This window comes from Verrucosispora sp. SN26_14.1 (assembly GCF_004307965.1).
In the GTDB taxonomy this organism is placed as follows: Bacteria; Actinomycetota; Actinomycetes; order Mycobacteriales; family Micromonosporaceae; genus Micromonospora.
The window spans coordinates 1-11,038 of the sequence record NZ_SISL01000183.1 but is presented as its reverse complement, the minus strand read 5'-3'; the positions used below and the strand labels follow the sequence as shown (position 1 = coordinate 11,038).

10 protein-coding genes are annotated in these 11,038 nt (G+C 72.4%); 2 read left to right on the top strand and 8 right to left on the bottom strand.

Features of this window, described 5'->3' with window-relative positions; all coding sequences use genetic code 11:
* The 5 genes from EYA84_RS17265 to EYA84_RS17250 all read right to left on the bottom strand — a co-directional run.
* Window positions 1–439 (bottom strand): hypothetical protein (locus EYA84_RS17265; RefSeq protein WP_201272407.1); only part of this gene is annotated, 439 nt, incomplete at its 3' end.
* 6 nt (window positions 440–445) lie between these two features.
* Entirely contained in the window at window positions 446–604 is a 159-nt protein-coding gene (locus tag EYA84_RS32990) for a DUF6760 family protein (protein ID WP_162854369.1), read from the bottom strand.
* Entirely contained in the window at window positions 601–1,083 is a 483-nt protein-coding gene (locus EYA84_RS17260) for a hypothetical protein (RefSeq protein ID WP_131054090.1), read from the bottom strand. The genes EYA84_RS32990 and EYA84_RS17260 overlap by 4 nt, the downstream gene beginning before the upstream one ends.
* Before the next feature lie 86 nt (window positions 1,084–1,169).
* Window positions 1,170–1,613 carry a phage tail protein gene (locus EYA84_RS17255; RefSeq protein ID WP_131054089.1) on the bottom strand — a complete coding sequence of 148 codons (444 nt, stop codon included), beginning with the start codon at window positions 1,611–1,613 and terminating at the stop codon, window positions 1,170–1,172.
* Between the two features lie 50 nt (window positions 1,614–1,663).
* A complete protein-coding gene (locus EYA84_RS17250) occupies window positions 1,664–3,220 on the bottom strand; it encodes a phage tail sheath subtilisin-like domain-containing protein (protein ID WP_131054088.1) in 1,557 nt (518 codons plus the stop codon).
* A 240-nt stretch (window positions 3,221–3,460) separates the two neighbouring features.
* Between EYA84_RS17250 and EYA84_RS17245 the strand changes: the two genes are divergently transcribed.
* Together EYA84_RS17245 and EYA84_RS17240 are read left to right on the top strand one after the other, a co-directional pair.
* A complete protein-coding gene (locus EYA84_RS17245; protein WP_131054087.1) occupies window positions 3,461–4,435 on the top strand; it encodes an alpha/beta hydrolase in 975 nt (324 codons plus the stop codon).
* A 256-nt stretch (window positions 4,436–4,691) separates the two neighbouring features.
* Window positions 4,692–6,179, top strand: coding sequence for a hypothetical protein (locus EYA84_RS17240; protein WP_201272406.1), 1,488 nt, complete (start codon window positions 4,692–4,694; stop codon window positions 6,177–6,179).
* 60 nt (window positions 6,180–6,239) lie between these two features.
* On the opposite strand, the gene EYA84_RS17235 is transcribed toward EYA84_RS17240, so the two are convergent.
* From EYA84_RS17235 to EYA84_RS17225, 3 genes are read right to left on the bottom strand one after another with little or no spacing between them, the layout of a single operon-like run.
* Entirely contained in the window at window positions 6,240–8,075 is a 1,836-nt protein-coding gene (locus EYA84_RS17235; protein ID WP_201272405.1) for a DUF4157 domain-containing protein, read from the bottom strand.
* Between the two features lie 13 nt (window positions 8,076–8,088).
* Window positions 8,089–10,203 carry an ATP-binding protein gene (locus tag EYA84_RS33915; protein ID WP_131054086.1) on the bottom strand — a complete coding sequence of 705 codons (2,115 nt, stop codon included), beginning with the start codon at window positions 10,201–10,203 and terminating at the stop codon, window positions 8,089–8,091.
* Window positions 10,200–10,856, bottom strand: a complete 657-nt coding sequence (locus EYA84_RS17225; RefSeq protein ID WP_131054085.1) for a DUF4255 domain-containing protein — start codon at window positions 10,854–10,856, stop codon at window positions 10,200–10,202. The genes EYA84_RS33915 and EYA84_RS17225 overlap by 4 nt, the downstream gene beginning before the upstream one ends.
* Window positions 10,857–11,038: the final 182 nt, after the last annotated feature.

Here is an 11,038-nt window from a genome sequence, read left to right as displayed (position 1 = left end):
CGTCCAACTGGTGGCTGGAGAAGAGCACCGGGGAACCGGCGGCGGCGCGGCGTTGCACCGGCAGGGCGGGACCGGCGGTGGCCGGGTGCTGCCCGGACCGGGGGGAGGCGGTGGCACGGACCGGCGTCGCCGCCGTCGCGGGCACCGGGCGGAGCAGGTCGTGTGCCAGCCCACTGGGCGCGTCGGGACTGACCAGGTGGTACAGCGGACGTCGGGCGGTGGGATCCTGCCAGGTGGCCAGCCGGTGCCGGAACCCGACCGGGTCGCTGATCGGCATCTCGACGCCGGTGACCAGGCCGTCCATCGGCGGTACGCTCCGCCAGCCCCGGCCGTCGACAACCGGGACGGGGATCGGGTCAGCGACCGGGGTCGGGTCGACCGCGAGGGTGTCGGGCCGGTCCGCTCCGCGCCACCGCCGGAGCAAGTCGCGTACGCCCATCGTCGATCACCGCCCCTCGTTGACACGCGTGTTGATGGCGGCGATCTCCGCGACGTAGCGCCGTCGTTCGTCGTGGCGCAGGTCGAGGATCTCGTCGCGGGACCAGTGGAAGTGGTAGGCGACGTACGCGACCTCCTCGTAGAGCCGGTCGGTCGCGTACGTCACGATTCCCCCGGGCGACCACCGGCCAGGTCCACCTCGAAGTCCGAGGTGCAGTGCGGGCAGGTGACCGCGGCGCGGGTGTGCCCCTCGGCGTTGATGCGGCGGTAGAAGTCCTGGAGGAAGGTCAGGTCCGAGGCGAACAGCCGTTCCACGTGTTCGGCCCGTACGTCGGTGATCGTGCCCAGCCGGGTGACGACCATGCTGAGCAGCACCACCGACAGGTATGCGGGGTTGTCCTTGACCCGCAGGTCGACCAGCGGACCGAGTTCGTCGCGGGCGGTCGCCAGCCGCATGGTGCCGTGCCGGTGCAGGGTGCCCGCCTCGTCGACGTAACCCCGGGGGAGTTCGAAGGAGAACTCGGTCTGGAGCCTCGGCGGCTCGGGCGGTGGTGCGGCCCGGCCGACCGGGGCGGCCCCGGGGTCGGAGTCCGAGCCGTCGAGCGGCTCCTCCGGGGCGGTGTACGAAACGGTTCGTCGTCTCATCCGACCTCACGGCGTGCGGACCCGGCCCGAGTCGGGCCGGGAGTGGCCGCCGCTACCTCCCTTCACGCGGTCCGTGGCGGTGCACCTCAGGAACTGGTGATTTCCTCGAAGACGATGGTGATCTTCTCGGTGGCCGGGGACGTGTCGCCGGCCCGCAGGCTGGGGCCTTCCCACCGGCTCACCCAGGCGTTGCTCAGGTCCCAGCGGCGCTGCTCGGAGTTCTCCGCGTCCACCACGATCACGCTGATGTTCTGTCGGGCCGTGTTGATCGCGCCCTTCTCGTACGTGTCCTTGATCCATTCGGTGAAGGCGCTGCTCTTGTCCAGGCCGCGGGTGATGGTCACCTCGCCGCCCTTCCGGGCCCCCGGGATCTTGCGGATGATGTACTCCCCGGTCGGGGTGACCTGGGTGACCTCGATCGCGTCGAGTTCCACGGTGAGGCCGCTGACCTCCTGGACCGATTCGACCCGTGCCTTGCCCAGTTCCACCTGGAACCGGTGGGTTACGAAGGTGTCGCCCGTCTCCGCCATCGCTGGCTACCGTCCTTTCCTTGCCGTCACTTGGGTGGGTACGCGTCGGGTCATTCGGAGACGAGGCTGGTGCTGTCGGAGTACTGCGACATCCGGAAGACGACGAACTCGGCGGGCCGCACCGGGGAGACGCCGACCTCGCAGACCACCCGGCCGAGATTGACCGACTCCGGCGGGTTCGTCTCCCGGTCGCACTTGACGTAGAACGCCTCGGAGGCCGTGCTGCCGAAGAGCGCGCCGCCGCGCCACTCCTCGGTGAGGAAGGCGGCGATGTTGCGCCGGATCGTGCCCCAGAGCCGCTCGTCGTTCGGCTCGAAGACGGCCCACTGGGTGCCGAGCAGGATGGACTCCTCGATGTAGTTGAACAGCCGGCGCACGTTGATGTAGCGCCAGGCGGGGTCCGAGGAGAGGGTGCGGGCGCCCCACACCCGGATGCCGCGACCGGGGAAGGTCCGGATGCAGTTCACGCCGACCGGGTTGAGCAGGTCCTGCTCGCCCTTCGTCACCGAGTTCTGCACCTCGATCACGCCTCGGAGCACGTCGTTCGCCGGTGCCTTGTGGACGCCGCGCTCCGCGTCCGTACGCGACCACAGGCCGGCGACGTGCCCGCTCGGCGGCAGGAACCGGTGCTGCCCGCTGGCCGGGTCGAACACCTTGACCCAGGGGTAGTAGAGCGCGGCGAACCGGGAGTCGTACCCGGCCTCCTCCTGCCGCCAGGTGAGCACCTGCCGGGCGGTCAGCTCCGGCGGCGGATCGAGGAGCGCCATCCGGTCGCCCATCTGCTCGCAGTGCGAGATGACCGCCAGTTGGACCGCCTTGACGTCCTCCAGGCTGATCCGGCCCTGCTGGTACGCGCTCATCAGGTCGGGCACCGCGATCATGGTGATCTCGTCGACCGCCTCCAGCCCGCCGAAGCCGGTCCGGGCGTCGGCGTCACCGACGTAGTCGTCGGCGGAGATCCGGGCGGGCAGGCCGGCCTCCTCGGCCGCCACCGGCGGCACGCTCACCGACTGTTTCGAGGGCCGGGCCAGCGAACTCGCCGGTGCCGCCTCCTCGACCGCGATCAGCTTCGACCGTTCCCGCACCTGGTTGACCACGTACGCCTTGGTGTTGCGCTTCGCGGAGACGTCGAACGCCTCCCGTTCCGTGCCGCCCTGCCGGACGACCAACCGGAACCGGTCCTCCGGCACGGACTCGGCCTCGACGTCGGCCACCTCCACGGTCAGCTCACCGGCGTCAACGGAACCGGGCAGGGCGGTGACGGTGAAGGTGCCGAGTGCCACCGACGGCCCGGTGACCGTGCGGCCCGCCCTGGTCGACCCGGTCGCCTCGGTCGCCGCCTCCGGGGCACCGACCCGCACCACGTAGCAGATGCCGCCGCCGTTGGCGAAGTAGCCGTACACCGCGTGCGCGAGGTAGGCGTCGTCGAGCGCCTCCCCGAACGTCTGGACGAACTGGCTCCAGTTGGTCACCAGGGTCGCGGTGTGGAACGGCCCCCTGGCGGCAAAGCCCACGAAGGCGGCGACGGCGGTGCCCACACCCTCGATCGGGCGCGAACCGCTCGGCACCTCCTCCACGTACACCCCGGGTGACAGGTACGACGGCATGACACGCTCCCTCGGGCACGACGGCGATCCGTGAGGAGAAGTCTGGTCACGCCCGGTGGCGGCAACCATGACTCGACGGGCGGGCGGCGGGGAAGCGGCCACTACCCGAAGGGGCAGTCCACCGGGAGTGCCGTCAGATGGCGGATGTCTTTCCGGACGGGGGCCGGAGAGGCTCCGCGTACCCGGGGGACACCCCGGAGTCTCCGCCGCGTTCGCGGCCCGGATCCCGGGAGTGGTCGGATGCCCATCCTCAGGCGAGACGTCCCCGCCGGGATCGTGCTGGAACCCGCCGCCCGACGGTTCGCCGAGGCGACCGCGCGACCGCCGTACCTGCACGAGCTCGGGCCGGAGCGGGGCCGGCGGGTCCTGGACGACCTCCAGTCCGGGAACCTCGCCAGGCCCGACGCCGACCTGGACGAGCGGGTGGTGCCCGGCGGGCCGGGCGGCGAGATCGCGGTCCGGGTGGTCCGACCGGCCGGTGCCATCGGCCGGCTGCCGGTGATCCTCTATCTGCACGGCACCGGCTGGGTCCTCGGCAACTGCGGCACCCACGACCGGTTGGTCCGGGAGTTGGCCGTCGGCACCGGTGCCGCCGTGGTCTTCCCGTACTACAGCCTCGCGCCCGAGGCGTGCTACCCGGTGGCGGTCGAGGAGTGCCACGCGGTGCTGCGCTGGCTCGCCGGACCGGGTGCGGCCGACCTGGACGGTGAGCGGATCGCCGTGGCCGGTGACTCGGTGGGCGGCACCCTGGCGACGGCGGTGACGCTGCTGGCCAAGCGGCGCGGCACGCCACGACCGGTCGGGCAGGTGCTGTTCTATCCGGTCACCGACGCCCGCTTCGACACCGCGTCGTACCGGATGTTCGCCGAGGGCTTCCACCTGCGCCGGGACACGATGCGCTGGTTCTGGGACCAGTACGCGCCGGACGAGGCGGTGCGGGCCGAGGTGGCCGCCTCGCCGCTGCGGGCAGCCCCGGAACACCTCGCCGGACTGCCGCCCGCGCTGGTCGTCACCGCCGAGGCCGACGTGCTACGGGACGAGGGCGAGGCGTACGCCCACCTGCTGCGGTCGGCCGGTGTGCAGGTCTCGGCGACCCGCTACCAGGGGGTCATCCACGACTTCGTGATGCTCGACGCGTTGCGCGGCACCGAGGCGGCCGAGGCGGCCATCCACCAGGCGGTCACCTTCCTCAAGCGGGTGCTGCGGCTGGCCTGAGCGGTGCGCCGCCGATGCCCGCCCGCGTCGCCGGCACTTCCCGATCCGACCCGGGTGCCTTTCCCGGAGATGTGCCCTCGCGGTCACCGTCACCTGCCCGTCCGGCCGCGAGACTTGTGGACGGCAGGACGTCCGGCGGGCCGGAAGGAGCACGATGCGGGCCGGAGAGTGGCGCCAGGACCAGGGCGAGCGCGGTACGGGAGGGTCGGTCCGTCGCGGTGGCACCGCGTCCGGTGCCCGGCCGGAACATCCGATCATGACGCTTCAGCACGCCGCCGGGAACGCGGCCGTCGCTGCGGCACTCTCCGGTGAGCACGGCAGCGTGCCCGCCCCGCCGGTGCAGCGGGCGCCTGGCGGTGCCCAGTCGGCCGCGACCGAGCAGGCGGCACCGGACTACACCCCGCGCCTGTCCCGGGGACCGCTGCTCAGCCCCGCTGAGCGGGATGCGATCGAGGCGGCCGGTCCCGGCAGTGCGGTGCAGGCCGAGACCGGGTCGCTCGAGGAGGCACAGGCGTACCTGGCCGCCAGCGAGTACTACGACTGGTTGCAACGGCCGCCGGGAAAGCGGCTGTACGTCGCGACCCTGGCCTGGGAGCGGCGGGCGGAACCCGGGAACCGTCGCGACACCCCCGCCTACGTGCTGGCCCGGGGAATCATGATGCGGTCCGCGCCCGAGGGCGACCCGCTGCGCGCGGAACTGGAGGCGGAACTGACCACTGACGTGCGCGACACGTTCGCGGCCACCCTCGCCGCCCAGGATCTCCAGGCCGGTCAGGAGAGCACAGAGGGACTCAGTGCGCAGCAGATCGAGGCGTTCAACCGAAAGAACCAGCAGGCCAACACGCTGCTCCGGCGGCTCTTCGTGATCATCCAGCAGGGTCTGGAGGTGGCCGGCGCCGAGGGCAAGTACTCGGCGGACCGGCAGTGGCGTCACCACACCGGAGCCGTGGCGCGGGCCCTCGCGCACGGCGGGCGGGTCGACGTCCGGCTGTCCATCCCGAAGGAGGAGACCGTGGAACCGATCGGGGGCAGGTCCCTGCCGGACTGGGTGGGGATGCGGACCTTGCCGAAGCGGGCGTTCAGCACGCACGACATGACCGGCGGCAGCGAAGAGACGTTACGCGAGGTCGGCGGCGTGAAGGCGACGGCCGGCAAACTGTTCAAGTACCCCCGGCGCGACGAGCGTGGTGCGGACATCGCGGCCGGTGGGATCGGCAGCCTTGACTTCAACGGTGACGTGGTGCTCCCCAACGGCCTGCACGGCCACATCCTGCTCGTCTACAAACCGCCCACCAGCAGCGATATCGGCTGGCTCCAGATCGGCCTGGAGACCACCGCCCCCGAATCGGTGGCGGACACGTTGCTGCATGCGATCGGGCTGTCCAAGTCGGATCCGAACGCCCCGCGGAATCCGGTCGGATACCGCCACACCGCCAAGTCCACCGAGGCGACCGCCAACCCGGCGTCCAGTGTCGGCGGGCTCAAGCAGGACAAGATCGGGGTGGGCAAGCTGGACACCATGCGGGTCACGCTCGGCGGCGACTGGCTGCGCAAGCTCAAGGCGGAGGACGCCAAGCTGACCGAGCAGATCAACCGGGCGGGCCAGGACGAGCGCCGGCTGCGGGAGATCTTCACCGCGCTGGTCGGCACCGGGGACGACTACGCACAGCTCGTCGCCGACGAGCCGACGGTCGCCGCGCCCGAGCCCGACGACCCGGACGAGATCAGACCCGTCCCCAGATGAGGCCGGACCGGCCGGACACCTTCGTCGAGGGGCCCAGGCCCCTCGACGAGGGTGCGCGGATCAGATGGCGCGGAATCCCTTCCTACCGTCCATGTTGTCCTCCAGTCGCACGGCGGGCACGTCGAGCAGTTCGTTGATGCCGGGGAACTGGTCCGGCAGTGCCGTGCCGCCCGCGATCGCCGGGGTCGACTGCGGGTTGGTGTGGCCTTGGGCGTGCGCCTCGCCGGCCTGCATCAGGTACTTGCCCGGGTCGCCGCCCGAGGCGACGGTCTTCGCCCGGTCCCGCCGGACCACCTGTTCACCGTAGGTGTTCAGCAGGACGGCGCGATTGTGGATGTTCATGCCGACCTGGCGCGCGGGCCGACCGCCGGTGCCCTTGACCCGCATGCCCGTGCTCCGTGCCTCGGCCAGGAATCCGGCGAGGTCGACGGCGTGTGACCGCTGGTAGGTGTTGCAGAAGTTGGTCAGCTCCCGGCTCATCACGCCGCTGCCGAGATAAGCGTCGACCAGGTTCTGGTGCACGTCCTCCCGGAGCGACTCCAGATAGAGCGTCCGTACCCCGTTCTGGCGTAGCCGGGCCATATGGTCGACGGCCCAGGCGAAGAACGGCTCCGCACGGTGCGCTCCGCCGATGACCAGACCGTCGTTGAAGGTCAGCAGCATGTCCGTCGCGTCGGCCGCCGGCATCTGGATCCCGCGTAGCAGGGCCACCGTGACATCCCGTCGGGCCTGCGCGTTCTCGGGCCCGGATTCGTTCTGGTACTGCGCCTCCCTGTTCACCGCGTCGGTGGCGAGCTGTTGGTCCCTGCCGTCCTGGGCCTGCCAGTACGGCAGGGAGGCCGGATCAAGACGACCAAGCTCCTCCATCATCTCCGCGTTGCTACGGGCACCTGTGACCCCGCCCGCCAACGTGATGCCCACCTGTTGCGCCACGTTGGTAAGCGCGGTGCCGAGCTGGTATCCCGTTCCCGGTGGACTCATCTCGCTCAGCGAGGTGAGGTCGGTGTCGAGGCGGATCCGCTCCTTGTGCGGGATCTGCCCGGTGGCTGCCCGGTAGGCGGCGTCCAGTGGGGTCCAGGCGGCCGCCTGGTCCACCTGGGTGGCGGGGCGCCGATTCGAGCGTGACCGGCGCGGCCCGCGAACCTGCACCGACGGGCCGGGCGGCTCCCGGTGCAGCTCGTCGGCGCTGACCCGCTGCACCGAGGGGGAACCCGCCGACGACTCGGTGGGCGCGGACATGCCCGCCTGCGGTGCCTGCTGGACGTCGTGCGCTGGCGGCGGCGCGCTCAGGGCCCGATGCGCGTTCGCCTCCGCTGCCCGCTCGAAGGCGTCACCCGGGTCGGAGACCCGTTGGCCGTGACCGTTGTCCGTGCCGGCGACCGGACCGGAGCGTTGCTGGATGACGTGCGTGAGTTCGTGGGCCAGGGTGTGCCGGTCGCTCCCGCCCCGGCCGAGCACCACGTGCGATCCCGAGGTGAAGGCGCGGGCGTCCACCTCCGCCGTCGAACGCTCGGCGAGCGCACCGGTGTGCAGGCGTACGTCGGAGAAGTCCGCGCCCAGCCGGGCCTCCATGTCCTGCCGCACCGGCCCGGCCAGCGGGCTGCCGGAGGAACGCAGCACCTCGTTCACCGCCGACCGCTGGATCGGCTCCGACTCGTGGCCGTGGTCCGGGTCGGCGCACCGCATCCGCTGCACCGCCCGGGTGGCCGCCGCGTTGCCGGCCCGCTGTTGCAGGTCCAGGATCGTGGCCGCCGCACCACTCGGGCCGACGCCGACCGGCCCGACGGGCATCGCACCGGTCTCCGGCCGGACGTGCTCGGCACCGGTGGTCTCCGGTCTGGCCGACGTGACGGGGCGGGCCGAGACGTCGCGGCCGGCCGGGTCGTGTGCTCGCATCGCTGCCCCCTCGTCAGTGGACCCGCGCGGGTTCCCCGCGTGGTTGGTGCGCGCCGAACTCGCTCTCCAACAGCAGTCGGCCGAGCTTGCGGTACTCGCGCTGCACCGCACCGACCAGGTCCGCCATGCGTACCGGCCGACCGGCCTGCGCTGCCAGGTAGGCGGCGGTCACCACGCAGGCCCGGATGCTGCCACCGGCCAGCTCGAAGCTGCCGGCGCAGAAGTCCAGGTCCAGGTCGGGGTCGCGGGGCAGCTCGGTGCCGAGGCAGCGGTCCCAGAGCGCCCGCCGCTGCGCCACGTCCGGCATGGCGAAGTCGACGATCAGGTCGAGCCGCCGGGTGAACGCCTCGTCCAGGTTGGCGCGCAGGTTCGTGGTGAGCACCGCGACGCCGTCGAACGACTCCATCCGTTGCAGCAGGTAGGCGCTCTCCAGGTTGGCGTACCGGTCCCGGGCGTCCTTGACCTCCGACCGCTTGCCGAAGATGGCGTCCGCCTCGTCGAAGAGCAGCAGGCCGTTGACACCGGCCGCCTCGGTGAAGATCCGCTCCAGGTTCTTCTCCGTCTGGCCGACGTACTTGTCCACGACCGTGGACAGGTCCACGACGTACAGGTCCAGGCCGAGATCGGCAGCGACCACCTCCGCCGACATGGTCTTGCCGGTGCCCGAGTCACCGGCGAACAGCGCCAGCACCCCACGCCCCCGCCCGCCGCCGGGACGCATCCGCCACCGGCCCAGCACCCGGTCCCGGTATCGCACCCGCAGGGCCAGCTCCCGCAACTGGTCGTGCACCCGGTCGGGCAGCACCAGATCGGGCCAGCCCACGCCGGGCTCGATCCGCCGGGACAGCCGGGCCAGGCCACCGGCGTTCTGTCCGCGTACCCCCGCGCGCAGGTGACCGGCGTCCACCCGGTCCGCGCCCTCGAAGAGCGCGAGTTGGTCGGCGGCCTGCGCGGCCCGCCGGATCTGGTCCGGACCGAGCAGGTACGCGGCCAGCTCGCGCGCCGGGTCCACGCCGTCGGTCCAGCCCTCGGGCCGGTCGGCGGCCCGCGCGGCACCCGCCGTGTGCCACAGTCGGGCCCGGCCCTGCTCGTCCAGGGGTGTGGCGGTGACCAGCAGCGGCGCCTGCCGACTCCAGTGCGGATCCCACTCGACCGTCCCGGTGAGCAGCACCGGCACCGGCTGCTCGGCGACCCGACGCAGCAGCCGGGCGTGTGCCGGCTGCCCGATCGGGTCGAGTGCCTGGACCGGCCCGGCGACCAGACCGCCACCACGCAGTCGGGCCTCCCGCACCGCCGCCGTCAGCACGTCGGCCGGGGCCGGATCGGCGACCAGCGCGTCCAGGTCCAGTCGGAGCACCGCCCAGCCGGCCGAGAGCAGCGCCGCGACCCCCAGGTCGTCGGCGACGGCGCCGGGCTGTTCCCGCAGGTAGGCCAGGCGCACCCCGGCGCGTACCGCCGTGCCGAGGCGGTGCGCGGTGTCGGACGGCGGGGTCGTGTCGTCCCCGACGGGCCACGCCGACCCGGTGAGCCGGGCGTCGACGGTGTCGTCGCCGAGCAGGTACCCGGCCACCCGGTCGGGTACCCGCAACGGCCGGGACAGGTACGGCTGGTCCGGCTGCTCGACCAGCACCAACCCGCCACCGACCAGGGGCGCGGAGCCGGTGAACCGGGACCGTCCGGTGACCGCCGAGGCGGGGATCCCGCAGAGTTCCAGGGCCAGCCCGATGGTGGCCCGACGCCGGCTGACGTCGTCGTGGAGATAGCCGTAGAGCTTCTCGTACCGGGCTTCGACGTCGGGGAGCAACGCGACCAGCAGGAAGTCCACGTCCAACGGGGTGAGTCCGAAACGGCGGGCCAGCCGGAGCAGTCGCGGCTCGTCCCCGTCGGTATGTAAGGAGGGGTCCCCTGCTAACGCCTCGTGTATAGCAGGGGACCCCTCCTTACATCCCACCCCCGTGCTCGCGACGGCGGCGAGGCGTTCGGCGTGGTCCGCTGACACGTACAGCCCCCGGAAGGCGTCGTCCGGATCGGGGTCGTCCCGGCGGCGCTCGGTCACCGCCTGCCGGACCCGCGCGGCGACCAGCCCGAGCCGCTCCGACAGGTACGCCGTGTCGGCCGTGCCGCTCACCGGCGACCGTCCGGTCCGGCAGGCCGACCGTCGCCGTTCCGGCGGGGATCGGTCACCGTGTGCGTGCGCCGACTCACCCGTGCCCCGGTGAGGTCGCCGACCTGGACGGTCCGTTCCCGCACCGGCGGCGCGGCCGGCGACCGGCGGGTCGACACCGGGGCGGTGACCACCAGGTCCAGCGACGGTTTGAGTTCGCCGCCGAGCGCGGTCCACACGTCGGCCAGCGCCCGCCCCTCGCCGGGTGGTGCGGCGACCGACATCGGCACCGAGAGGCCCAGCGCCGCCAGCGAGCCGGTCATCCGCTCGGCCGGCAGCTCGTCGTACCGGATCAGACCGGCGAGCAGGGTGGCGAGCAGGCGGTGTTCGTCGGTGGGCCGGTTGGTCCACGCGGTGACCAGGTAGGACAGCGCGAAGAAGTGCGGCGAGTCGTGCCAGGCCACCGTCTGGCCGGTGGCGTCCCGCTCGGCGACCCGGCCCTGGAAGTACCGGGACCGGTCCTCCCGGATGTCGTAGAGGAACAGGTTCACCGTCGGTGCGTTGCGGCGGGTCGCCCAGTCCCGGGTGGGTGCGTCGAACGACACCTCCACGCCGGTGCCGGTCAGCTCCTCGGTGGCGACCAGCCCGCGTAGGGCCTCGTCGATCTCGTGTATCACGCGCCCGCTCCCATCGTCGTCACCAACTGCGGCGCAGCAGTCCGGGCGGTTGCTGGGCCGGCAGCACCACCAGGAACGGTGTGCTCACCGGGCGGAACCCGGTGCCGGTGGCCACCGCCCGGCGTTGGCCCAGCCGGTCCTTCGGCAGCACCAGCACCTGGGCGGTGAAGGTGCCGTCGGCG

What these genes read in the sequence shown, in the direction of transcription:
- EYA84_RS17240 (WP_201272406.1), top strand. Translation starts at nt 4,692, where the DNA reads ATGACGCTTCAGCACGCCGCCGGGAACGCGGCCGTCGCTGCGGCACTC.
- EYA84_RS17255 (WP_131054089.1), bottom strand. Translation starts at nt 1,613, where the DNA reads ATGGCGGAGACGGGCGACACCTTCGTAACCCACCGGTTCCAGGTGGAA.
- EYA84_RS17260 (WP_131054090.1), bottom strand. Translation starts at nt 1,083, where the DNA reads ATGAGACGACGAACCGTTTCGTACACCGCCCCGGAGGAGCCGCTCGAC.
- EYA84_RS17250 (WP_131054088.1), bottom strand. Translation starts at nt 3,220, where the DNA reads ATGCCGTCGTACCTGTCACCCGGGGTGTACGTGGAGGAGGTGCCGAGC.
- EYA84_RS17235 (WP_201272405.1), bottom strand. Translation starts at nt 8,075, where the DNA reads ATGCGAGCACACGACCCGGCCGGCCGCGACGTCTCGGCCCGCCCCGTC.
- EYA84_RS17245 (WP_131054087.1), top strand. Translation starts at nt 3,461, where the DNA reads ATGCCCATCCTCAGGCGAGACGTCCCCGCCGGGATCGTGCTGGAACCC.